Origin of the sequence: Halobaculum litoreum, from assembly GCF_030127125.1 — an archaeon.
In the GTDB taxonomy this organism is placed as follows: Archaea; Halobacteriota; Halobacteria; order Halobacteriales; family Haloferacaceae; genus Halobaculum; species Halobaculum litoreum.
This window is the reverse complement of sequence record NZ_CP126156.1, coordinates 354,412-377,270: the sequence shown is the minus strand read 5'-3', so window position 1 is coordinate 377,270 and position 22,859 is coordinate 354,412. Positions and strand designations below refer to the sequence as shown.

The window sequence follows — 22,859 nt, the reverse complement described above, 5'->3', positions numbered from 1 at the left end:
CTGACCTCAGGCGAACACTGTGAACAGATCACGAATTCGACTGCCTTCGTTCGTTTTTCTCATAGAATAGATGAGCCGTGACGTTACTCACAAGCGATTGCGACAGATTCTGGGTGTCGACTCATCAGCCTCACCTGACGAAATCAAAGGGGCTTGGAAAGAGTGGATCAAGACTAACAGCGGCGATGCGCTCCGCGGAACGGGCGCTTCAGAAGCCGAAATAAAAGCGGCGTCACAGCGGACAATCGATATCAATCGGGCAAAGGCGGTCCTTCTTGGTGAGGAGGCGATTGGGTTCGGCACAACTTTCGCTGGGAGTTGGAGCGACGTCTTCGGCGAAGAGGGCTCCGATACGGATGATACAACCGCATCATCAACTGGCTCCGATTCCGAATCCAGTGCGGGTGACTCTGCTGACCAGACAGCGACTGACTCCGAAGGCACCACTGACGACTCGACTGGAGATTCGGCATCGTGGACACACCAGACAAATACTGACAAATCGACTCGCTCAGATAGAGGGACAGATAGTGGGACCAGTCAAGGTTCGACCTCAAGCGGTTCAAAACAATCCTCACATCAGAGAGCGGGACAAGCTAACTCAACTACTGGCGAGAATGACCGAAGAAGAAGACGGAAAAATTCGAATTCACGCCACGACAGCGACGGCACTGCCTCGCAGAGGACCTCACACCGAGCATCACATTCTGAATCAACATCTAGCAAGCAAGGTCATGACCGAGACCCTGGCACCGATCGGATAGCCGACACAGGTGAGGAAGGGGGTCGTCGAGGTTCTACACGGCGGTTACTGTTGGCCGCCGGTGCAACTGGACTATTCGGATTCGGGATCGGAGCGACACTGTTCAATTCGACACAGTCTGGTCCTTCGACTCAGCAACAATCAGGTTCCAACTCTGCGGCTGCAGCCGCAGACACGACCGACCAGCCAAACCAACAAGCCACCGCAGCGGCCACAGAACAGTCGGTTGGTCTCACCGAGGCGTGGTCCTACGACTTGGCTGTGCCGGAGCCGATCTCGCAACTGTACACGGACGGTGAGGGCGTGATCGTTCAAACAGGATCGGGGCTTATCAAGCGGCTCTCCCAGTCCGGTGGAGAAGAGTGGACAGTTGACCCTGGCGTAGAATTGTACGATCAAATCGCAGTTGCCGCCGGGACCCTTGTGTATGCCGGGGGAACACAAATCACAGCTATTGACACCAGTACCGGCGCAGAGCGATGGACAGTCGAACGAGAGTTCGACACTAGATATCGGGTTCCCAGTATAACGGTCGCCGACTCGGCTGTCGTCATCGGATACGAAGCTGATGGCGGGATGACGCCGGACGAATATCTAGAGGGGTTTGACTCGACCGACGGAAGCTCACTTTGGAAATTCCGGTCTGACTACACTGGTATGGACGCCGTCGGTGATAGTGTCTATTTCACCGATAACCGATTCATTGAGTCAGTTGGGTCAACGAACATTGATTCGAGACAGGAAATCCCGAACGCTGCAGTTGACCGAATCACATCACTGACAGATGACGAGCGGGTTTCGTACTACTGCGGTGAAGACAGAAACGGCGATGTCATGCTTGTTGCTTTAGATCGCAGACGTAATTCCGTTATTCGGAATATCGAATTGCCACACTCATGGAACCAACCGCTGCACGTGGATGGCGTGGCTCGCGTTGGCGATCTTGCATTTGTTCATATCGGAAATCGGTTGCTCGGTGTTGACCGGAGCGGTGATGTCGTGTACCAGCCCAAGGTTGGTAGTGACCACCGTGCTGGCCCCGTCCAAGCCGTTGGGAACCGCGCATATTTCAGAGCTGACGGCCATCTCAAATCGATTGACCCTGATAGCGGGAAGGTATTAATCGAGATGAAACTCGCAGAACCTTATTCGGCGGCCACTGAGATAGACGGACTGTTGGTAATTGGAGACGAGGCGGGCCGAGTCAGAGCATTTGAATCGGAGTGAACTGATCCTCTCGAGGCAGTTTCCACTTCAACAAATCACAGAAGGACACGCGGGTGAGTAAGAAGAGTTTGTAGTCAAGTCAGCAGATCACCGACTCAGTAATCAGTTGACGAACCGTGCATTTGCGACTAATCTTCTCGAACGTGGATTGATGAATGTGCATTCGACTTCTGTGCGCTTCCATTGACAAGTTAAGGAAGTGTGATTTCAATTGAATCATTGGCGGCTTTGCTACGGCAGGTCAATAGTAGGTGTCTGGCTCAGCCTTCACCGACATTTCTTTAAGTAGACTGTGAACAGTAGCCTATAGTTGGCGGTGCATAGTATGAGTAGATTTGACGACTATTGGAGAAAGACGATTGATCTTGAAGATGGCTCCACCGCGGCTGGTCAGTTAATATCCAAGAAGTCTGGGGATGGCTCATTGACGATTCGCGAGTGCATGCCGCAGCAAGGCGATCTGACTAAATTGATTCCATTCAGATCCGCGCGAACGACGTTTTATGCTGATGAAACAGGTGATGATCGTAATGAGAAGCAGTACGACCGACTCTGGCGACATCAGCACGACTGGCTTCGTGACGAAACGAGCCGTCGAACGCACTTAGATAAACTTCGAGTAGCTGCAGCTTTAGCTACTGCCGTAGGGATAACCCGATACCAAAGAACCCGCGTTCGTGAAATCGTAGGTTCCATCGACGGACGTCGTTTTAATCAGAACGGCGGAATCGTCGGGCTGGCTTTAGGAGCGATCGCCTATGTCGGCGATGAAGAGGCAAGCCGGCTGAAATCATTTGATGCCCGTATTTCTGGAAAGGATCGGTTCGAGGAAGTGTGTGAACGGCACGGTGTCAACGGGGCTCGAGCCTGTAACAAGATCAAGGAATCTTTGCGTTAGGACGAGGAGAAATTCTCGCTCGGTTTGTGAGATCAGTTTGTTGTGTAAATGGCGTGTCGAATTAGAATTTTTCTTCCGTGGACGTGTGGCGTTTTTGAGGTTAAAGACGCAGTCAGAAGTAAGATAATTGAAACATCGATTCTGGCTGCTAAGACAGTTCAACTGATCTCCAGTTCTCCTCAAATCGCCTTATAGAATATGAACGCGAAATTGCAAATCACAACCCGAGAGTGGAATCGCTGCTCGAACAAGTCCAAAGGTGATGAAGCGTGACCGAGACACGCACCGAAGAACTCCTCAGTCAGCTCCTCGCGGAAAATCCGGAGTTTCTCGAGAGTGTAACTGGTAGTCTGGAGGAAATCACACCCAAAGAAGGTGTGTCCGAATTCTTAGAGCACAAGTCGTTTACTGTCCGATCTAACACCACAGAAGAATATCGAAGGAAGCTAGAGTACTTCTTAGGATTCTGCGAGATGCGGGGGATCGACGTCCTGAGTGAAGTGACCATTCGGCAGCTCACGCAGTATCGTCACTGGCGTCGAAAAGACAGTCACAACGGTGATTCACCGCTGTCACCGAAGACTATGCGGGATGATCTGTACCTTCTTCGGGACTTCATCAAATTCTTAGAGGACATAGAGGCTGTCCGGTCGGGTCTGCACGAGCGCATTGATCCACCAACCCTTGCAGAAGGGGAAGGAGTCCGAGACATCGATATCTCTGACAGCCGTGTCAAGGATATTCTTGAGCACCTCTCGAGTTACAGATACGCAACTGCAGATCACGTCGTCTGGGCCTTCCATGCTCACACAGGTCGTCGTCCTGGTTGTCTGCACTCACTCGATCTCAAAGATCTCCGTCTAGAGGGCGACGAGCCCTACCTTGCCTTCCGACATCGGCCAAGCGAGACATCGCTCAAGAACGGTGAAAAAGGTGAAACTGAGCTTGTCATCAACAACGACGTCGCAGAGATCTTCCGCGACTACGTCGAACACCATCGGGTTGATTCGACTTCGCCTTCTGGACGACATCCGTTCCTCACCTCAACAAGGGGACGTCTTTCGAAGTCGACGATGCGGAAATATATCTACAAGTGGAGCCGACCGTGTGAGATCGGTTCGGGCTGTCCACATGACAAGGATCCGGCATCGTGTGAGGCAGCCAAGAGCAGTGATAAAGCGTCGAAGTGTCCATCGAGTCGGCCACCGTACGCGCTCCGCCATGGATACATCTCACAGATGCGCCAACAGGGGCTCAGGGTCGGAACGCTCAGTGCCCGTTGCGATGTGAGTGAATCGGTCATCGAGAAACATTACGACGAGCGAACCCCCGAACAGCGTCGTAAGTTCCGTCGTCGTCGGCTCGAGCGACTGCACCAAGATGTCGATGAAGGAGGATATCTGTAATGTTCGTTGCTCTGGCCGCGATCTGGTTCCATCCAACTGTTTATAAGCTACGCAGCATCTGCCACAGACTACTTAAGAAAGGTCGGATACGCTCAGGGTACCCTCTCCGTATCCTACCCTCTATAAGTACTCAGGGGCAGACCTCTTATCAGCAGATCAGCCGTGTTAGCATCTTGAGTTGGATAGTTCCACTAGTTCTACTCTCGTCATCGGTGAAGGAGCAGTCTGAGTTAACCAACTTCGAAGACACCTCTCAGAACTCTCCCAACGCGGGTTCCAAGCCAGACTGTTGGAACGGAGAAGACCAATCTGACGAGAGCGAGGACACTGGCATCATCTACGCACGGGTCAGTAGTCAAAAACAGGCTCGTGAAGGAGATAGCCTAGAAACACAAGTCGATCAACTGAAACGCATAGCTAAGAACGAAGACATCCCACTTCACTGCGAACCGATCCAAGATCGGGCGCAAACCGGTGGTAGTTTTGAGCGAGATGGTATTCAGCGGGTATTCCGAGAAGCGCAAATGGAGGGGCCGTCATATCTTCTCGTTCAAGATGTTGACCGAATCGGTCGAGCAGCAGCTGAGACGCTCTACTTCATCTACATTCTTCAAACAGAATGTGACGTGACTCTGATCACTCCGTCTGGTCAGAAAGACGTCTCAAGCACCCGTGGTCTCATGCAAACCACGCTCATGTCGCTCATGGCACAGCTGAACAACGATTTCCGAATCAGGAAATCGAAGGAATCGATGGCCCGAAGTTTCATCGAGAAAAAGAATTGGAAAGCAGTCAACCCCATCGTTCCGCTTGGTTACGATCTAACTGACGATGACTGGATTCAGAAGAACGCTGAAAAAGCACCTATCGTCAAAGACCTGTTTGAGGAATTCGTGGACTGTGAGGTATATCAAGAAGCGAAACGACGTATTGAACAAAGACACGGTGATGTCCTCGATGGCCACCGTGTGAAAACCCTACTCCAAGAATTCGCGTACAAAGGGAAACCGCAACTCCCCGAAAACACCGCACTCGACTACGAAGGAAGGAAAATTCGAGATGAACCAGAGCTTCAGATCGTCGACGAGAGAACGTTCGACGAAGCGCAACGTATCATCGAAGAGAAGAACCAGAAATATGAAACTGACAACTCAAAAGGGCTTGTAGATTTCATCCAAGAGTTCGACCTGTTCACTGTCGTTGAGTCCAGCCCTCTAGTCGAATTGCGGTGCGAATCATGCCGTGGTGCGCTGGTGAAAGACGGACAGCGATCGATCACCGGTGCACCAATCAAGGGCCACATGTATCGCTGCACTGAGTGCGGGAAGTCGCGTAAGTGGCCCCGAGACAGCGATTACGAACACATGGAACTCCTTCAGAAGCTACCGGACTTCTGGAGCCTCTTGGACCAACTGAAGAACTGAAGAAGTACTTTGGCCGTAGCAACGGTTCGACCGGTAGCGACGGCCACCTCTGTTGATTTTACCATCCACATCATTCGTTAGCACCGCTGGATACACCTTCAATGTGTAGTACGTCACTCCTCCCAAACTCAGATAGTTTTCTTGGGGTCCGTTAACGATGCTTGACCGGACTTCAAGAATTCGACATAGGTATCCATTACATCCCGTACGATCCGCTCTTTTCGAGAGGGTTCCATCTGACGTTGCGGCACGGAGCGGTTCTGAAACCGCATTCTTATTTCAGTCGCTCGTACGAATACGTCATCAGGGATAATTCTGTATTCAGAAACATACTCAGAGACATCTCCTACTGAATACTGCCCAGTATAGAGTTCATTTCGCAGAATATCTCCTACTGCCCGAGGACACCATTTGTTACCTTGACTTGTCAGAGATCTATTCTCGTTTAGTTTCCTCGCAACTCTGGGCATGGAACGCTCCTCGATGTATGATTCAAATATGGCTCGTACGAGGTCGGATGCCTCAGAGTCGATAGAGAGCCTTTCGTCTGGGAGCTTCGTGTACCCCAAGGGTGGTCGGTCGTTCGGCCACTTGTGATCCATCGCGAGGGCTCTGAGGCCCATCTGAGTCCGTTGCTGTATCATGTCGCGTTCAAACTCCGCTGCACTCGCGATGTTGCGGAAGTTGAACCGACCTGCAGCAGTGGTGGTGTCTATCTGCTCGGTGACGCTGAACAGACCAACTCCGTATTCCCGAAGACCCGATTCCAGTTGTACGGCGTGCATAAGACTCCTTGAGAAGCGATCCAACTTCCAGAAGAGTATCACGTCGAACCAACGCCGCTCCGCTCCAGCCATCATCTTTTGGAACATCGGGCGCTCTATGTCTTTCCCACTTTCAGCCTCATCTCGATAGATGAACCGAACTGTCCAATTTTGTACCTCGCACTGCTTCAAGCACTGGCGAACTTGCTCGTTGAGAGAATAGCCAAACTGCTGGCTCTTCGACGATGTTCGAGCATAAATCGCCACGGCAACATAATCGTCCACCCCTGAATCCTGAGATTCTGACAGAGCCTCATTCATCATTGACTCTTGCCTCTGCTAACTCGGCTATTCTGACCCGGATCGTCTCGGTGGAGATCCCTGCTGCCTCACAGATTTCCGCCTGTGTCTTATCGCCATCCAGTAGTCGGTAGACTGCTGCAGCTGCAACGCCTATCGGATTTCTACCCGTCCATTCACAGACGGCCTCAAACGATTGAAGACGCTGATTCAGATCATTAGCTTCTGAATCGGTGAGTTCGAGCCTGTGAGATAGGTATCCCACGTAATCTGTTGGTGTAGTTGGAGGGATTGGAATGTCCAGAACTGAACGGACCGTGTCAATGGAGTGACGGAGCGAAGAGTTTTCGATTTCACCGAATCGAGCGAACACTGTCATCGGAACTGGCTGGTCAGCGGTTCGCACTGCCCAGTACAGTGCGGCTGTAGCAAGTTCCTCGGTTCTGCGTCCGTGTGTGTCGCCATTAACGAATAGACGGCCGAAAATTTCTGCGCCTCGAATCCGAGACTGAGTTCCTAAGCCCAGCAGTAGCCCCAGCTGCTCAATGGTATCAATAGCGGTGACTAAGCGATCCTCAGTCGCGTTGCGTACCGAAGCGAACTCAAGCCACGATTCAGTCGCCAAATTGGATTCACTTGCTGGCCTCTGTGACTGGAAGAACAACTTGGGGTCGTTACCATCTAGAACAAAGCCACAATTAGCGCAGACCTGCTCGAACATGTACTCTGGATCCAGCCCTGACTTGGATCCACAGAGAGGGCACAGATTGGCACAGGTACCGACGTTTGCATCACTCATCAGGGACCACCGTGGGCATTTCTGGTCGTGAGAGCGATATCAAGATATCATCCTCAGCACACTCTGGACAGAGTGGCTCTCCAGCTGATTTGACGGCGTCCCACTCGGCACAGTATCCACAGCGGTCACAGGACCACTCCTGGATGGAATGGTCCGAAGCAAGATCGGGGAATTTCGAAGCAATTGCAGAGGGGATAGCGGCGCTTGGAAACAGGCGTAAGTACTCTTCCACATTCTCGTGGGGATATTCTGTGTATCCTGGAACAAATCCGTGGGCACCGCTATCTTTCACTGGCGATTTTCCTTTACCACAGCGCTCTCTATAGGAGCAATATCCACACTCCCACTCTTGTTCTGGGTCTGCTGGTGGGAGATTTTCGTCGAGAAGCGAGGTCGTTTGCGTTGCTGCCCAGGGGACTACAACTTCGTCCCAAAACTGCTCGCTGTACTCAATGTGAAAGGTCTTGACGTCGAACGTCTCTCGGCTTCCGTACAGAATTACCCCATCAGGCGGCTTGATTTCGTACTTGCGGCTCAGACCAACTATGTACGCGTGAAGCTGTGCCCTGTGTTTGGGGGAGGGCGAATCGAGCGACTCGACCGACTTTCTCGTTTTAACTTCAATCGGAACGATTGGTACCGAGTCGGAATCAACAATCAGAGGATCTGTTCTTCCTTTGAATCGTAATTCGGTGTTGTCTACCTCCGTACTGTAATCGATCCAATCATGCTTTCGAACGTATCCTCCAACCTCCGAGGCTAGATCTTGTATAAATGGCAGTACGATCTGCTCTTCGAAAGCGGTTCCAAACCAGAAGATGCCATCAGGATTCGCTTTCTCTCTGGGCGAGTTCAGCTTCTGATAGAACTGCTTTCGGTGGCAGTTCAATAAGCCACTTGGGCTGTGGCGATTCGGATCATCCAATATATTTAGATCGTTGAAATATGGCTGCCCTTCTAGAATGTTCTGTCGAAACTCACGATCGTCATACCACCTCGCGAATGAGTCGCCGCAGAGTTGAGAAATTACGCTTTCAGGGTCAATTGGATCTCGAGATTGGGTGTTGGGTGCTGGTTCAGGCATGGCGAGATTTGACTACCTATACTATGCGTTCCCCGAACTTGCTCAATCGGTCATTGATTCTTAGGTAATTGAACTGCCCTAGTGGGTCAATGGCTGTTGAACTGGGCCCGATGATGAGAATTGTAACTGCAGCAGGTAACTGAAAGCCAACTTGACCGCCTATCGGCTGTGGTCGTACTCACCAATCAATATATGAAGAGAACCTGCGACAAGAGCTTCCCTTTTTTTACCGAGCACTTGCCATCGCCTGCTCGACCGAAATATAGCTGGCGATGGCGACGACGAGCGCGACCAGCCAGACGGCGAACTGGGCATCACCGGTGAACGTTGTCGGGAGCATCCCCGCGAATACATTTGTCAGTGTGAACATCGCTACCGCCGCGAGTAGTCCAAGACCGGACATACACGTCCAACCAGGACAGGGGTGAAATTAACTGATTTGCAGCATAAGCCCAGCAGATAAGTAATATGGCATCACAATTAGCTGGTGAGCTAAGATATGTCGGAAGAATTCGATTGGGTCGAACGAGACCGGGGGATCCTGACCAAGCGCGACCGCCAAATCCTACTCGGTCGAGCTGGCGAAAATCTCGATAGAAACGCCCAGAATGTACGTCGCTACAATATTCGAGAAAGGATCAAGAACGCCCTCTACGACTTCCACATAATCGCCCAGAACCTCCCTGTTGCGGACATCCAACAGCTGTTCGAACCCGCCTACGATTGGTCGCGTGAGCGCCGACAACTGGACGAAGAGGGGCGGACCTCAGCCCACCCAGACATTGACCAGTTGCTCTGGAGTTGGTTGGATCTTTTCGAGTTCTTCAGCTACGGGATGTACGCGGGGGGCAAGCAGGAGACGCAAGTCCTGATGCAGGGACTCGTTGAGGGGGGTATTGAGCGGGGATACCGGGAGTACCAGCACGACAACCTCCAGACTTACCGGGAGATCGGTGTGGATCTCGATCTCAACTACGGAAACCTCGTGTTGCGGGACAACTACCTGCAGGGTATTCAACAGGACTTGCCATCAGAGGAATCAGAGATAGCCGAGGAAGTGTTGCGACTCCGCCAGCTGCGGAAAATTTCTCAGTTGGATGCATCCCGCTGGTTTGATCAGTATGTCGGGAAGCCAGAGTTTGATTAAGTGATTGCTCTTGATTCGGCCACGCTACGTGTAGTCAAAAGTGATTCTGATGATTCCAGTGGAATCCGTCGTTCAAAACCTACAGTAGACCGAGCCATCTATTCGGGGTTTACTGGTCTTGTAGAACTGTGTCCAGGGTACCACCAAACAGTACTTCTTCCGCCGACTTTCTTTGAGCGGAGATATCCCTGTTCTTCGAGGGATTCAAGTCGAGTGAGGATCCCCCGCCGCCCCATTCCAAGCCGTTCCGCGACCTCCGACGCCGTTAGTACCGGGTCTACTGCCGATTCGAAGACCCCCAGTATCTGATCGTCTGAGACCGAAGGCGGACGGCCTGGTCCGTTTTCCATTGGCCGACTTCTGCTATCACATCTGTTACACGTTTGCTCCTACGAAGGAGTTAATGCCGTCAACACCGTCAGAATAGTCAACGATCCAATCGCACAGTCATGAACAACGAAGCAGGAGACGACTTTGAGTCCAACCTCTACCATATTCTACGGACGCCCCGCCGCAGGCAGACTATCTCTATTCTCTACGAGCGCGAACTCCCAGTAGTACCTCTTCGGTCTCTCGCTCGTGAGATCTCTGCACGTGAGGAACAAGTGCAAGTCTCCCATGCGACGGGCGAGCCATATCGAAACGTGTACAATTCGCTCTCGCAGACGCATCTACCGGCACTTCAGGACGCTGGTGTCATCATCTATGACCCTCAGCGACAGACAATCTCACCTGGACCGAACCTAAGCGTAGCCGCACTGTTGTTGAGAATCGGTGCAGTAACTGTAGCGCATTTTGAACCGTCAACCGGGACTGATTTCGATGACCAGTAGCGACTGGGCAGGTATCTTCACCGGACCGTTTATCCAAGTGACTCGCCATCCCCAGAATAGATGGTAGACAACTTCAACGAGAAGGCGGATTTTATTTGGTCTATCGCGGACCTTCTCCGAGGGGACTACAAGCAGTCGGAGTACCAGAAGGTCATCCTCCCGCTGACCGTCCTCCGTCGCCTCGACTGTGTCACGGAGCGTAACAAGGACGAAGTACTGGAGCGGTACGAGCAGCTCCAAGAGTCCGGAATCGAGAACAAGGCACCGGCGCTGAGACGCGCGGCGAACGCGGAGGTGTACAACACGAGTACGTACACCTTCGAGTCGCTGTGCAACGACCCGGACCAGCTCGCCGAGAACCTCGACTACTACATCAACCAGTACGACGAGGAGACGAAGGAGATATTCGACAAGTTCGACTTCGACCACCAGATCGAGCGACTCGCCGAAGCGGATCTCCTGTTTAAGGTGATGCAGTCGTTCGCCGAGATCGACCTCCACCCCGACACGGTCCCCAACGAGGAGATGGGGTACATCTACGAGGAGCTCATCCGGAAGTTCAACGAGCTCAGCAACGAGACCGCTGGGGAGCACTTCACCCCCCGAGAGGTCATCGAGCTGATGGTGAACCTCATCTTCAGCGAGGACGACCAAATCCTAACCGAAGGTGGCGCGGTTCGGACCCTCTACGACCCTGCGTGTGGGACCGGTGGGATGCTCAGCGTCGCCGAGGACCACGTCCGCGCGATGAATGGTGACGCAAGCCTCCACGTCTACGGGCAGGAGCTCAACCCCGAGTCGTACGCGGTCTGTAACTCCGATATGCTCCTCAAGGGGCAGGACCCGGAGAACATCGCGTACGGGAACTCCTTCACGAACGACGGCTTCGAGGGGCGGACGTTCGACTATATGCTCTCGAATCCCCCGTTCGGCGTCTCGTGGAAGAAGGTCAAAGAAGAGATCGAGCGCGAACACGAGGAGAAAGGGTTCGCCGGTCGATTCGGCGCTGGGACGCCGCGCGTGAACGACGGTTCGATGCTGTTCCTCCAGCACATGCTCAGCAAGCGCAAGGACACCGACGAGGGTGGGTCACGCCTCGCCATCGTGTTCAACGGATCGCCGTTGTTCAACGGCGGTCCCAACAGCGGAGAGTCGGCGATCCGGCGCTGGATCCTGGAGAACGATTGGCTTGAGGCGATCGTCGGGCTCCCGGAGAACCTCTTCTACAACACGGGGATCCGGACGTACATCTGGGTGCTATCGAACGACAAGCCCGAGGAACGGAAGGGCAAGACGCAGCTCATCGACGCCCGCGAACTGTACGAGGAGATGGACGAGAGCCTCGGCGAGAAGCGTCACAAACTCACCGAAGAGCACATCTCCGAGATCACGCGGATCTTCGGCGACCTCGACGACAACGGGCGCTCGAAGGTCGTCGACAACCAAGAGTTCGGCTACCGCCGCATCGTCATCGACCGCCCGCTTCGGTTACGCTTCCGGGCGACCGAGGAGGCGATCGAGTCTCTCGACGACGAACGTGCGTTCACGAACCGCGACGAGGAAGTCCAGGAAGGGATCAAGGCGGCGCTCGGTGAACTCGACAGCGACGAAGTCTGGATGGATCGCGAGGCGTTTATGAACGAGGTGGAGTTGACGCTCAATATGAAGGGGTTGGACGTGCGAAACAGCGTCTACAACGCCATCGAACGGGCGCTGGGTGAACGTGACCCTGAAGCGGAGATCTGTCGCGACGGGAATGGTAATCCCGAGCACGATACGGACCTACGTGAGAAGGAGCGTGTTCCCCTTGGGACGGACATTCGCGAATACTTTGAGGAAGAGGTCGCACCGTACTCGCAAAATGCGTGGATTAATGAGAGCAGTAAATATCACGACGATCAAGATGGCGCACTTGGTGTAGTCGGGTATGAGATAAAATTTGAAAAATACTTCCACAAGTACACCCCGCCACGTCCAGTTAGTGAGATCAATTCAGAAATATCCGAGGTAGAGAATGAACTTGTGGATATGCTGAATTCGCTCACAGAAAAATGACAATTGAGACAACTACTGTCGGCGAAGAAGACGCACCAGTGACTAGTATCCCCTCAGATTGGTCACTCGTTCCGTTGAAATATGCCTGCGAGATCAACCCTGATTCTGTGACCGGGGAGTTTGATCAAAATGACAAAATAAAATATATTGACATTTCCTCCGTCAGTGATCGTGGGGAAATCACCTTCGATGAGGAGATCACATTTGGAGAAGCCCCAAGCCGTGCCAAACGATTGGTATGCCATGGAGATACAATAGTTTCCACTGTGAGAACGTATCTGAGGGCAATAGCTTATATCGATGAACCAACAGAGAATACAGTTGTGTCCTCTGGATTTGCAGTGCTTAGACCTCAACAGAATGTTCTCCCTCAGTATCTGTCTTATTGTATTCGAGCGAACCCATACATTGAGTGGATTGTTGCGAATTCAACTGGTGTTTCCTATCCGGCTATTGGGTCGGCAGATTTGGGCAACCTCAAGATCCCTGTCCCACCCCTGCCGGTGCAAGCAGATATTTCAAGATACATCAAGAAGAAATCATCGGGGATATTTGAGTCAATAGATTATTTAGACGAATTAAAATTGCTACTAGATGAGTACAAAAAATCGCTAATAACTAACGAGGTAGTCAGCGGTGTTCACCAAGACCGATCTTTCTTTAATGTTGATTCAGAATGGTATGATCAAATCCCTTATGGTTGGGAATTAAAGAGGCTGAATCACCTGCGCAAATCCCATACACCGATAGTCTATGGCATCATTAAGCCAGGGCCTAATCGTGATGAGGGGGTTCCAATCATCAAAGGCGGCGACTGTAAGCCAGAGCGACTTGATCCAGAGTTGTTATCGAAAACAACTGAGCAAAAATCTAACCAATACAGCAGGTCCGAATTGGATGCTGGAGACTTAGTATACGAAATTCGTGGCAGCGTTGGCCGAGTGGTCAAAATCCCTCCTGAGTTGGAAGGTGCCAATCTGACCCAGGATACTGCGAGGATCTCGCCAAAAGAGCATATTGATCCCGATTGGCTACAATATGCTCTGCAATCTGAGCCTTTCCGTCAGCAGATGGATTTGGTATCCAGAGGTGCGACAGTTCAAGGAGTGAACTTGTATGACTTGAGGAGGGGAATAATCCCTGTTCCTCCGGAAGACGAACAAACAATGATCGCAAGATCCCTCGACTCGAAAATCGATCAACTTAGTCAGGTGAGCAAAAATATCGAATCAATTAGAGAACTACTTTCCGAAAAGCGCCAAGCCCTGATCACTGCTGCTGTAACGGGCCAGATTGATGTAAGCGAGGAACGAGGTGATATGCAAGATCAACCTGTATGAGCAATCAGTACGACGAGCAGGCCTTTGAGACGCACATAGAAAGCCAACTGCTCGACCGTGGCTACGAGCAAATCCACAAGAGCAACTTCGACGCCGAACGCGGGATCTTCCCCGACGTCGTCGTCTCGTTCGTTCAGGAGACACAGCCCGACCAGTGGGCGAAGCTGGAGAACGCATATAAGGGGAAGGCTGAGGAACGGTTCCTCCGCGAACTCACGAGCGCACTAGAGAATCACGGCACCCTTCACCTCCTCCGCCACGGCTTCCGAACCACCGGCACCCGCATCGATCTCGCGTACTTCCAACCGAACACGGGGAAGAACCCCGAGGTGCAGCGCCGCTACGAGGCGAACCAGTTGGGTGTGACGCGGCAGTTCCGATACTCCCCGACCGATCAGTCTCTAGAGATTGACCTCGCATTGAGTCTCAACGGCCTGCCGGTCGCGACGGCGGAGTTGAAGAACCCCCAGACAGATCAGACCGTCGACCACGCGAAGCGGCAGTACAAGCAGGACCGCGACCCCGGCGAGCCTGCGCTCCGGTTCAAGCGCGGGGCACTCGTTCACTTCGCGATCGACACCCGTGAGGTCGCGTACACGACCGAACTGAACGGCGACGATACCAGCTTCCTCCCGTTCAATAAGGGTCACGAGAAGGGCGCTGGGAATCCGCCGGTCGAAGACGATCACCGGACGGCATATCTCTGGAAGGAGGTGTGGGAGAAGGACAGTTGGATGGAGATCATCCAGCGGTTCATCCACATCGACACGGAGGAGATCTACCAGGACGGCGTGAAGGTGGGGGAAGAAGAGACGATGATCTTCCCTCGGTACCACCAGCTCGAATGCGTCCGGAAGTTGATCGCCAGTACGCGCGAGAACGGCGCGGGTGAGGACTACCTCATCCAGCACTCCACCGGAAGCGGGAAGAGCAAGTCCATCGCGTGGCTCGTCCATCGCCTCGTCTCACTGCACGACACGAACGACGAAGCGGTGTACGACGGCGTCGTCGTCGTCACCGACCGCACGGTCCTAGACGAACAGCTTCGCAACACCATCTACGAGTTGGACCACAAGACGGGGATCGTCCACGCGATCAAGGGAGAAGGACGTTCGAAGTCTGAGGAACTCGCGGAGGCGTTGGAAGCCGGAAAGCCGGTCGTCATCACGACGCTCCAGACGTTCCCGCACGTCGTCGAACACGCGAAGAAGCTGCCCGAACGGGACTACGCTGTCGTCGTTGACGAGGCGCACAGTAGCCAGTCGGGAGAGATGGCCCACGAGATGAAACAGATCCTCTCGGGGTTGGACCTCCCGGACGACGCGGACGCCGAAGACGCCATCGCGCAGGCGGCGGAGACACGGGGGAACCAAGAGAACCTCAGTTTCTTCGCGTTCACCGCGACGCCGAAGGGGAAGACGTTGCAGGCGTTCGGCCACAGCGTGGACGGTGAAGACCCCGAGCCGTTCCACCTCTACTCGATGAAGCAGGCGATTGAGGAGGGGTTCATCCTCGACGTGTTGCAGAACTACACGACCTACGAGACGTTCTACGGCATCGCCAAGGCCATCGAGGAGGATCCGGAGGTGCCGGAGAAGAAGGCGGTCAAGGCGGTCTCGAAGTACCTGAAGCTCCACCCGCACAACATCTCACAGAAGGTCGAGATCATCGTTGAGCACTTCCGGGAGCACACGAGCAAGAAGATCGGCGGCAAGGCGAAGGCAATGATCGTGACGTCCTCGCGGAAGGCCGCCGTTCGCTACAAGAAGGCGATCGACGAGTACACTGACGAGCAAGGGTATGACCTCGGAACGCTCGTCGCCTTCTCCGGGACAGTCGAAGACGGTGGTATCGAGTACACCGAGGAGGGAATGAACGACGGGATCAAGGAGTCGGAACTTCCGAGCGTGTTCGACACGCCGGAGCACCGTGTTCTCGTCGTCGCCGACAAGTACCAGACTGGCTTCGACCAGCCCCGCTTGCACACGATGTACGTCGATAAGCGGCTCTCCGGGATCCAGGCCGTCCAGACGTTGTCACGGCTCAACCGTCGCTACGCGGGGAAGGACGACACGTTCGTCCTCGACTTCGAGAACGATCACGAGGATATCCGTGAGGCGTTCGAGCCCTACTACGAAAAGACGACGTTGGACGGTAAGACCGATCCCCAGCATATCTACCAGTTGGAAGCGGAACTCGACGCGTTCAGAATCTACAGGGAAGAGGAAGTCGATCGTTTCGCGGAAGCGTTCTTCGACCCGTCGAACACCGGGACCGAGGGAGCGCACGCAAAGCTGAGTAGCCTTGTGCAGCCAGCAAGGCACCAATTCAAGACCGCGACAGTCGAGAAGCAGGACGAGTTCATATCGAAACTCCGCTCGTTCCTCCGCCTCTACAAGTTCCAGTCGCAGATTGTCAACTACGCCGACGAAGAGCTTGAGAAACTCTACACATTCGGCAGGTTCCTCTACAAGGAACTCCCCCGTTCAGGCGGCTCCAGTGTCGAGTTTGATGACGAGCTCGCACTCCAGTACTACCGACTGGAAAAGAACGAGGAGGGAAGCATCGACCTCGGACCGTCTGGGAAAGGTGTCTCCTCACCGAGCGATACTGGAACCGGATCGTCTGAGGACGACGAGGTGGAGCTTTCACGCATCGTCGACCGAATCAACGAAGAACTTGGGACGGACTTCACCGACGCCGATCAACTGTTCTTGGACCAGTTGAAGGAGGATGCGCTGGAGGACGATCGGCTTCGCCGTTCGGCTCAAGTGAACAATATGGAGAACTTCGCGCTGGAGTTCGACGACGCTCTGACCAATATGTTCATTGACCGGATGGACCAGAATCAGGAAGCTCTTTGCGAAGTTTATGGACAACGACGAGGTGCAGGATGCGATAACTAGGCATCTTCGGAGTGCTGTCTACGACGCGAGTCAAGCTGAAGGGTAAAAACAATTCGACGGTCCCTGACAAATTGCGTCTACTACGGTCACGGCACTAGGTGGCCAACACGGACAGCCTACTACTTCGAGCCAGCAATGCGTCTACTATCGCATCAACCACTCAGCCACCGCGATTGCTCACACTGAGAGCGGTGAGATCAGCGAAGAAACGCCGGAGCCGTTCGCGCGCACAGGCTCAAGCAAGATCGTTGATTCCAATCCAAAATGCCTGTTAGTCTCGTTCGTAGAGAACTGCGCGCGCGAGACAACGATCAGCATTCGCTGTCACATCCAACGAGTCAATGATTATGACTATTTCACCCCGGTTTAGATGTGCGCAAACCCCAGACGGAAGCACGATCGTTCGGAATCGTTCGCCCATCGAACGAAATCAAAGTCAGCAGCCACGGTTGGTATATAAACAACCCGCCCACGTCTATCGGATTCGGACCGTTCGAGAAACGAATGGGCGCTGCAGGATTTGAACCCGCGGCAACTTGGTCCGAAGCCAAGCACTCTGTCCAGACTGAGCTAAGCGCCCTTCGCGTCCAGATACCCGACTGTCCCGCTTAAGTCCCGCGCTTCCGGTCGACGCCCCGTAGCCGAAGATATTTATACCACAGTTGATTGTCACCGATCGGCGACGACGGCCACAACGGTCGGGGCGGAGGCGGGCAGTCGGACGGGCGTTGGTTCCATGTTGGGTTGGGTCCCGGTGTCGGGCTTGCCGCATGGTCGCAGAATCCACCGGCGGATCAGTGGCACCGGGACGCTCGGGCGTCAACTCGCCCGGGCAATCTCTCGATACACCGCGAGCCGCGCGGCCGTTCCGCGTCGCTTATCCCCGGTCGGTCGGTGCCGGGGAACGATGGCAGCGACACGCACGCTGGGCGGCTACCTCGAACTCGCTCGCGTCGGCAACGCCGTCGCCGCGGGCGTGTTGACGTTCGTCGGCGCGTTCGTCGCGGGCGGACTCGGGTCGACGCGAGCGGTCGCGCTGGCGGTCGTCGCGACCGTCGCGGCGACGGGCGCGGGCAACGCGGTCAACGACTACTTCGACCGCGACATCGACGCGGTGAACCGCCCGGACCGGCCGATCCCGAGCGGTCGCGTGTCGGCGCGCGCCGCGGCGGCGTACGCGGCGGCGCTGTTCCTCGCGGCGGTCGTCGCGGCGGTGTCGCTCCCGCCGCTGGCGCTGGGCATCGCCGTGGCGAACCTGCTGGCGCTGGTGGCGTACACACAGCTGTTCAAGGGGTTGCCGGCGGTGGGCAACCTCGTCGTCGCGTACCTCACCGGCTCGACGTTCCTGTTCGGCGCGGCGGCCGTCGGGCCGATCGCGTCGCCGACGTGGACGCTGTTCGCGCTGGCGGCGACGGCGACGTTCGCCCGCGAGGTGGTGAAGGACGTCGAGGACGTCGCCGGCGACCGCGAGGAGGGGCTCCGGACGCTCCCCATCGTCGTCGGCGAACGGACGGCGCTGGCGCTGGCGACGGCCGTGATGGCCGTGGCGACGCTCGCGAGCGCGCTCCCGGTCCTCGGGGGGACGTTCGGGCTGGCGTACCTCGTGTTGGTCGTGCCGGCGGACGCGACGATGCTGGGCGCGACGGCGTGGGGCTTTCGCGACCCCGGAACCGCCCAGACGTGGATCAAACGGGGGACGTTCCTGGCGGCGGCGGCGTTCGTCGCGGGACGCGCCGCCACGGTCGTCGCGTGAGCGGCGCGGACGGCGCCCGACGGATCGGCAGCCGTCGTCCCGTCGTCTTCCCAATCATAAAGAATAATACCGGCTCACAGCAAGGGTTGGGTAGTTGGATGACGCCCGGCGTGACGGAGCGACCGACGAGCCCGCGAGAGCGCGCCGTCCGCGTCGACCCCCGCCCGGAGGCACGCTGATGTACGAGGTCGACACCCTCGAGGCCGAAATCGAGCCCGGCTCCAACGTCCTGGTGACCGGCCCGCCGCTGAGCGGCAAGCGGGAGCTGGCCCTGGACGTGCTCGCCGAGGGCACCCGCAAGGGAGAGGGGGCGATCATGGTGACGACGAAGGACTCCGCCGACCGGCTCCTCTCGCAGTTCGAGAAACGCGAGTCGTACGAGGGTCGGCCGGTCGCCGTCGTGGACACCGTCACCCGCCAGCAGGGCGTCGGCGACGTGCGCGACAGCGACCGCATCAAGTACACCTCCTCGCCGGTCGACATGACCGGGATCGGGATCAAGCTCTCGGAGTTCCTCGAGGCGTTCTACAAGGACCGCGGCATCCGCCAGAACCGGGTGATGGTCCACTCGCTGTCGACGCTGCTGATGTACTCGGACCTCCAGACCGTGTTCCGCTTCCTCCACGTGTTCACCGGTCGGATCCAGAGCGTCGACGGCCTCGGGCTGTACTGCATCGACTCGACGGCCCACGACGACCAGACGATGAACACGCTGAAACAGCTGTTCGACGGCATCATCGAGACGCGGGAGGACGGGGAGCCGACGGTGCGGCTCGCGAACGCGTAGTCGCTCGCACGGCCGGCCGGTGTCGGCGCACGAACGCTTTTGACTCGACACGACGCAGGTGTGGGTATGCCAGTCACCGACGACGACGGCCTGCGCGAACTGCTCTCGATGGACCCCGTCGCGGTCGTCGGCTGCTCGAGCACGCCCGGCAAGGCCGCCCACGACGTCCCGAAGTACCTCCAAGCGCACGGCTACGAGGTGATCCCGGTGAACCCGTACGCCGACGAGGTCCTCGGCCGCGAGGCGTACGACTCGCTCGCCGACGTCGACGAGGCGATCGGGCTCGTCGACGTGTTCCGCCCCGGCGACGAGGTCGCCGGCATCGTCGACGAGGTGCTCGCGCGCCACGAGGACCGCGGCGACGTCGAGGGCGTGTGGCTCCAGCTCGGGATCACCGACGACGAGGCGCTCGCGCGCGCCGAGGCGGCCGGCCTGCTCACCGCCCAAGACCGGTGCATGAAAGTCGAACACGGTCGGCTGCTCGGGTAGTCGCCGTCAGAACGACTGCTGGTCGGTGTCGACGGCGGTCTGGTCGCCGCGGTCGTCGTAGAACTTCCGGCCGACGAACGCGTCGCCGACGAACGCCACGAGCGTGGCGTGGAGGTCGTCCGCCGACGCGAACGTCGACACCGACGCGCGGTCGAGGACCGTCGCGACCGTCGTGTCCTCGCCGTTGGGCGCCTCCAGTCGCACGTCGCCGACCCGCGTCACCACCGTCTCGCGGTCCGTCGGGAACGTCAGCCGGTCGGCGAACACCGTGCGCGTCTCTGGCAGTCGCATGGGGAGTCAGTCGGGATCGGTCGGGAAGTGTCTGCGTGCGTGATGGTTCCCGGCTGGCTTCGGCCGTCCGCGCCGCGCGGGTCGCGGCGGTCGGCGACGTCGCCGCGATCCGGACACGCCCCGTTTATCCGCTCGCCGGTCGAAGCCCGGGGCATGACCGCAGGCAGCGCGCCGAACCGGAACACCCTCTGGGGTCGCGCCGTCGCCGACGAACTCGCGGCCGCCGGCGTCGACGCCGTCTGTATCACGCCCGGGTCGCGCTCGACGCCGCTGACCGTCGCGTTCGACCGCCACCCCGACGTCCACGTGTTCTCCCACCTCGACGAGCGCGCGTCGGCGTTCTTCGCGCTCGGCCGCGCCCGCCGCACCGGCGCGGTGACGCCGCTCGTGTGTACCTCCGGCACCGCCGCCGCCAACTTCCACCCCGCGGTGATGGAGGCGGCACAGTCGCGCGTCCCGATGCTCCTGCTCACGGCGGATCGCCCGCCGGAACTGCGCGACTCGGGGGCGAACCAGACCGTCGACCAGGAGAAACTGTACGGCGACGCCGTCCGCTGGTACAAGGACCTCCCCGAGCCCGAGGCCGACGACCGGAAGCTCCGCTCGCTCCGGACGGACCTCGCGCGCGCCGTCTCGACCGCCGAGGGGACGCCCGCCGGCCCGGTCCACCTGAACGTCCCGTTCCGCAAGCCGCTCGAACCCGTCGCGGTCGAGGGCGACGTCCCCGCCGACCTGCCGCGTCTCGCGGCCGAGGGGCGCGACGGCGACGAGCCGTTCGTCTCGACGACGGCGGGCCACCCGATGCCCGACGACCGCGGCGTCCGGCGGCTCGCGGAGGCGCTCTCCGCCGAGCGGGGCCTGCTCGTCGCCGGCCCCGCGGACCCGCCCGGCCCCGACCCGCAGGCGGTGACGGCGCTGGCACACGCGACCGGGTTCCCCCTGCTCGTGGACCCGCTGTCGGGGCTGCGCTTCGGGTCGGCGACGCGCGTCGCGCCGGTGCTGGGCGGCTACGACGGCGTCCTCGCGAACGGGGCGCCCGCCGACTGGCCCGATCCGGAGGTGGTGCTCCGGTTCGGCGCCTCGCCCACCTCCAAGCCGCTGCGGAAGTACCTCGCGGGCACCGACGCCCGCCAACTCGTCGTCGACCCCGCGGGCGGGTGGCGCGAGGCGGAGTTCACCGCGACGGATCTCGTCGTCGCCGACCCCTCTCGCCTCTGTGGCGCGCTGTCGCGACACGTCGGCGGACCGGACTCGACGGCGTGGCGCGAGCGCTGGGAGGCCGCCGAGGCCGCCCACTGGGACGCCGTCGACGCCGAGGAGCGCTTCTTCGAGGGGCGCGTCCTCGCCGACGTGGTCGACCTCGCGCCGGAGCCGTCGACCGTGTTCGTCTCGAACTCCATGCCCGTGCGCGACGCCGATCGGTTCGCCGCCCCGGCCGCGAAGGGACTCACGATGCTGGGGAACCGCGGCGCCTCGGGCATCGACGGCATCGTCTCGACGGCGCTGGGCGCGGGGTCGGCGACGACGGACGACCTGACGCTCGTGACGGGGGATCTGGCGTACTACCACGACATGAACGGCCTGCTCGCGCTGGGCCGCTGTGACGTGGACGCGACGGTCGTCGTGGTCAACAACGACGGCGGCGGCATCTTCCACATGCTCCCCATCGAGCGGTTCGACCCGCCGTTCACGGGGCAGTTCAAGACGCCCCACGGCCTCGACTTCGAGCCGACCGGGGCGCTGTACGACCTCTCGTTCGCCCGCGTCGACGGCGACGACCGCGAGACGTTCCGCGACCGGTACCGGGAGAGCGTGTCGAGCGAGGGGACGGAGGTGATCGAGGTGACGAGCGACGCCGAGGCGAGCCACCGGGTGCGCGAGGCCCTCGCCGACGAGGTCGCCGAGCGCGTCGCGGAACGGTAGCCGGCCGCCGCCGCGGACGGTCACGGGCGGTCACGGCCGACACCGGACGGTCCCCGGCGGTTCCCGGCGGTCGGGCGCCCGGGCGCGCCCGCGAGAGGGATTTATCAGTCGCCGTCGCCACCGGTCGACCATGAGCGAGGGCGACGGGGAGGCGGCGGCGCGCCACGCGAGCCGCCGCGGCAACGACTCCGTGGGCAGGCTCCTCGAGGACCTGTTCGACACGTTCATCGAACACGGGCTGGTGGGGTTCCCCGCGCTGCTCGTGTCGATCCGGCTGGTCCCCCGGGACGGCTCCGTGCCGCTCGTGCTCGGCTACTTCGCGTTCCTCCTCGGCCTCGCGCTCGTCCGGCACGACCGCCTCCACCGGCGCGACGACCGCTTCGCGCGGTGGCCGCGGGGACTCGCGCGGGGCCTGTGGGTCCGGGTGCTGTACTACAACGGCGTCGTGCTCGGGGTGACCGGCCTCGCGATCGGTAGCTGGGCCCTCGACGGGGTCGCGGCCGCCGCGGCGACGGTCCTGACGGTGTCGTTCGCGCTCGTCGCCGGGGTCGCGTTCCCGGACGCGTTCGCCGCGGCGCCCGTCGGGGGCCCGGACCCCGACCAGCGCTACCGGGACGTGTACGCGCTCCGGACCGACCGGCGCCGTCGCGAGCGGTAGCCCGGCGCCGCC

The 22,859-nt window shown here is 57.9% G+C and carries 20 protein-coding genes and 1 tRNA gene; 14 read left to right on the top strand and 7 right to left on the bottom strand.

From position 1 onward, the window contains the following. Positions 1-1,024: 1,024 nt before the first annotated feature. The 4 genes from P0R35_RS01980 (at position 1,025) to P0R35_RS01965 (ending at position 5,718) form a co-directional block, all read left to right on the top strand. On the top strand, positions 1,025-1,990 hold the full coding sequence (locus tag P0R35_RS01980) for an outer membrane protein assembly factor BamB family protein (protein WP_284013587.1): 966 nt from the start codon (positions 1,025-1,027) through the stop codon (positions 1,988-1,990). A gap of 325 nt (positions 1,991-2,315) precedes the next feature. Further along, positions 2,316-2,888 (top strand): hypothetical protein, encoded by a 573-nt coding sequence (locus P0R35_RS01975; protein WP_284013586.1) that lies wholly within the window; start codon positions 2,316-2,318, stop codon positions 2,886-2,888. Between the two features lie 269 nt (positions 2,889-3,157). Beyond that, positions 3,158-4,294 carry a tyrosine-type recombinase/integrase gene (locus P0R35_RS01970; protein ID WP_284013585.1) on the top strand — a complete coding sequence of 379 codons (1,137 nt, stop codon included), beginning with the start codon at positions 3,158-3,160 and terminating at the stop codon, positions 4,292-4,294. Positions 4,295-4,506: 212 nt separating this feature from the next. Next, a complete protein-coding gene (locus P0R35_RS01965; RefSeq protein ID WP_284013584.1) occupies positions 4,507-5,718 on the top strand; it encodes a recombinase family protein in 1,212 nt (403 codons plus the stop codon). A gap of 128 nt (positions 5,719-5,846) precedes the next feature. On the opposite strand, the gene P0R35_RS01960 is transcribed toward P0R35_RS01965, so the two are convergent. The 4 genes from P0R35_RS01960 to P0R35_RS01945 form a co-directional block, all read right to left on the bottom strand. Next, the gene (locus tag P0R35_RS01960; RefSeq protein WP_284013583.1) at positions 5,847-6,803 is read right to left on the bottom strand and encodes a recombinase family protein; all 957 of its coding nucleotides are present in this window, start codon (positions 6,801-6,803) and stop codon (positions 5,847-5,849) included. Then, positions 6,796-7,581, bottom strand: coding sequence for a transcription initiation factor IIB family protein (locus P0R35_RS01955; protein ID WP_284013582.1), 786 nt, complete (start codon positions 7,579-7,581; stop codon positions 6,796-6,798). The genes P0R35_RS01960 and P0R35_RS01955 overlap by 8 nt, the downstream gene beginning before the upstream one ends. Next, positions 7,574-8,665, bottom strand: a complete 1,092-nt coding sequence (locus tag P0R35_RS01950; RefSeq protein ID WP_284013581.1) for a CRISPR-associated protein Cas4 — start codon at positions 8,663-8,665, stop codon at positions 7,574-7,576. The genes P0R35_RS01955 and P0R35_RS01950 overlap by 8 nt, the downstream gene beginning before the upstream one ends. 226 nt (positions 8,666-8,891) lie before the next feature. Then, entirely contained in the window at positions 8,892-9,035 is a 144-nt protein-coding gene (locus P0R35_RS01945) for a hypothetical protein (RefSeq protein ID WP_284013580.1), read from the bottom strand. A gap of 129 nt (positions 9,036-9,164) precedes the next feature. On the opposite strand from P0R35_RS01945, the gene P0R35_RS01940 reads away from it, so the two are divergent. After that, on the top strand, positions 9,165-9,812 hold the full coding sequence (locus tag P0R35_RS01940; RefSeq protein ID WP_284013579.1) for a DUF8102 family protein: 648 nt from the start codon (positions 9,165-9,167) through the stop codon (positions 9,810-9,812). 98 nt (positions 9,813-9,910) lie between these two features. Here the strand turns inward: P0R35_RS01940 and P0R35_RS16355 are convergent, their stop codons facing one another. Further along, positions 9,911-10,048, bottom strand: a complete 138-nt coding sequence (locus tag P0R35_RS16355) for a hypothetical protein (protein ID WP_345782777.1) — start codon at positions 10,046-10,048, stop codon at positions 9,911-9,913. Between the two features lie 213 nt (positions 10,049-10,261). Between P0R35_RS16355 and P0R35_RS16535 the strand changes: the two genes are divergently transcribed. Genes P0R35_RS16535 through P0R35_RS01920 form a run of 4 tightly spaced genes read left to right on the top strand, consistent with a single transcriptional unit; the run spans position 10,262 to position 16,946 of the window. After that, positions 10,262-10,645 (top strand): DUF7344 domain-containing protein, encoded by a 384-nt coding sequence (locus tag P0R35_RS16535; protein ID WP_432765022.1) that lies wholly within the window; start codon positions 10,262-10,264, stop codon positions 10,643-10,645. 60 nt (positions 10,646-10,705) lie between these two features. Continuing rightward, on the top strand, positions 10,706-12,700 hold the full coding sequence (locus tag P0R35_RS01930; RefSeq protein ID WP_284013577.1) for a type I restriction-modification system subunit M: 1,995 nt from the start codon (positions 10,706-10,708) through the stop codon (positions 12,698-12,700). After that, positions 12,697-14,040, top strand: coding sequence for a restriction endonuclease subunit S (locus P0R35_RS01925; protein ID WP_284013576.1), 1,344 nt, complete (start codon positions 12,697-12,699; stop codon positions 14,038-14,040). The genes P0R35_RS01930 and P0R35_RS01925 overlap by 4 nt, the downstream gene beginning before the upstream one ends. Next, positions 14,037-16,946, top strand: coding sequence for a type I restriction endonuclease subunit R (locus P0R35_RS01920; RefSeq protein WP_284013575.1), 2,910 nt, complete (start codon positions 14,037-14,039; stop codon positions 16,944-16,946). The genes P0R35_RS01925 and P0R35_RS01920 overlap by 4 nt, the downstream gene beginning before the upstream one ends. A gap of 505 nt (positions 16,947-17,451) precedes the next feature. Here the strand turns inward: P0R35_RS01920 and P0R35_RS01915 are convergent. Next, a tRNA-Arg gene (locus P0R35_RS01915) sits at positions 17,452-17,526 on the bottom strand. Between the two features lie 327 nt (positions 17,527-17,853). On the opposite strand from P0R35_RS01915, the gene P0R35_RS01910 reads away from it, so the two are divergent. The 3 genes from P0R35_RS01910 (at position 17,854) to P0R35_RS01900 (ending at position 19,975) form a co-directional block, all read left to right on the top strand. Further along, entirely contained in the window at positions 17,854-18,699 is an 846-nt protein-coding gene (locus P0R35_RS01910) for a geranylgeranylglycerol-phosphate geranylgeranyltransferase (RefSeq protein ID WP_284013574.1), read from the top strand. A 178-nt stretch (positions 18,700-18,877) separates the two neighbouring features. Continuing rightward, entirely contained in the window at positions 18,878-19,486 is a 609-nt protein-coding gene (locus tag P0R35_RS01905) for a DUF7504 family protein (protein ID WP_284013573.1), read from the top strand. 66 nt (positions 19,487-19,552) lie between these two features. Beyond that, the gene (locus tag P0R35_RS01900) at positions 19,553-19,975 is read left to right on the top strand and encodes a CoA-binding protein (protein WP_284013572.1); all 423 of its coding nucleotides are present in this window, start codon (positions 19,553-19,555) and stop codon (positions 19,973-19,975) included. A gap of 6 nt (positions 19,976-19,981) precedes the next feature. On the opposite strand, the gene P0R35_RS01895 is transcribed toward P0R35_RS01900, so the two are convergent. Next, positions 19,982-20,266, bottom strand: a complete 285-nt coding sequence (locus P0R35_RS01895) for a DUF5789 family protein (RefSeq protein ID WP_284013571.1) — start codon at positions 20,264-20,266, stop codon at positions 19,982-19,984. 153 nt (positions 20,267-20,419) lie between these two features. On the opposite strand from P0R35_RS01895, the gene menD reads away from it, so the two are divergent. Further along, entirely contained in the window at positions 20,420-22,189 is a 1,770-nt protein-coding gene (gene menD / locus P0R35_RS01890) for a 2-succinyl-5-enolpyruvyl-6-hydroxy-3-cyclohexene-1-carboxylic-acid synthase (RefSeq protein ID WP_284013570.1), read from the top strand. A gap of 130 nt (positions 22,190-22,319) precedes the next feature. After that, positions 22,320-22,847, top strand: coding sequence for a DUF8215 family protein (locus P0R35_RS01885; protein ID WP_284013569.1), 528 nt, complete (start codon positions 22,320-22,322; stop codon positions 22,845-22,847). Positions 22,848-22,859 lie beyond the last annotated feature (12 nt).

Excerpts from the sequence above, each read along its gene's own strand:
- P0R35_RS16535 (WP_432765022.1), top strand. The coding sequence starts at position 10,262 with ATGAACAACGAAGCAGGAGACGACTTTGAGTCCAACCTCTACCATATT.
- P0R35_RS01940 (WP_284013579.1), top strand. The coding sequence starts at position 9,165 with ATGTCGGAAGAATTCGATTGGGTCGAACGAGACCGGGGGATCCTGACC.
- P0R35_RS01945 (WP_284013580.1), bottom strand. The coding sequence starts at position 9,035 with ATGTTCACACTGACAAATGTATTCGCGGGGATGCTCCCGACAACGTTC.
- menD (WP_284013570.1), top strand. The coding sequence starts at position 20,420 with ATGACCGCAGGCAGCGCGCCGAACCGGAACACCCTCTGGGGTCGCGCC.
- P0R35_RS01975 (WP_284013586.1), top strand. The coding sequence starts at position 2,316 with ATGAGTAGATTTGACGACTATTGGAGAAAGACGATTGATCTTGAAGAT.
- P0R35_RS01900 (WP_284013572.1), top strand. The coding sequence starts at position 19,553 with ATGCCAGTCACCGACGACGACGGCCTGCGCGAACTGCTCTCGATGGAC.
- P0R35_RS01895 (WP_284013571.1), bottom strand. The coding sequence starts at position 20,266 with ATGCGACTGCCAGAGACGCGCACGGTGTTCGCCGACCGGCTGACGTTC.
- P0R35_RS01925 (WP_284013576.1), top strand. The coding sequence starts at position 12,697 with ATGACAATTGAGACAACTACTGTCGGCGAAGAAGACGCACCAGTGACT.
- P0R35_RS01910 (WP_284013574.1), top strand. The coding sequence starts at position 17,854 with ATGGCAGCGACACGCACGCTGGGCGGCTACCTCGAACTCGCTCGCGTC.
- P0R35_RS16355 (WP_345782777.1), bottom strand. The coding sequence starts at position 10,048 with ATGGGGCGGCGGGGGATCCTCACTCGACTTGAATCCCTCGAAGAACAG.
- P0R35_RS01955 (WP_284013582.1), bottom strand. The coding sequence starts at position 7,581 with ATGAGTGATGCAAACGTCGGTACCTGTGCCAATCTGTGCCCTCTCTGT.
- P0R35_RS01930 (WP_284013577.1), top strand. The coding sequence starts at position 10,706 with ATGGTAGACAACTTCAACGAGAAGGCGGATTTTATTTGGTCTATCGCG.
- P0R35_RS01885 (WP_284013569.1), top strand. The coding sequence starts at position 22,320 with ATGAGCGAGGGCGACGGGGAGGCGGCGGCGCGCCACGCGAGCCGCCGC.
- P0R35_RS01905 (WP_284013573.1), top strand. The coding sequence starts at position 18,878 with ATGTACGAGGTCGACACCCTCGAGGCCGAAATCGAGCCCGGCTCCAAC.
- P0R35_RS01920 (WP_284013575.1), top strand. The coding sequence starts at position 14,037 with ATGAGCAATCAGTACGACGAGCAGGCCTTTGAGACGCACATAGAAAGC.
- P0R35_RS01960 (WP_284013583.1), bottom strand. The coding sequence starts at position 6,803 with ATGAATGAGGCTCTGTCAGAATCTCAGGATTCAGGGGTGGACGATTAT.
- P0R35_RS01950 (WP_284013581.1), bottom strand. The coding sequence starts at position 8,665 with ATGCCTGAACCAGCACCCAACACCCAATCTCGAGATCCAATTGACCCT.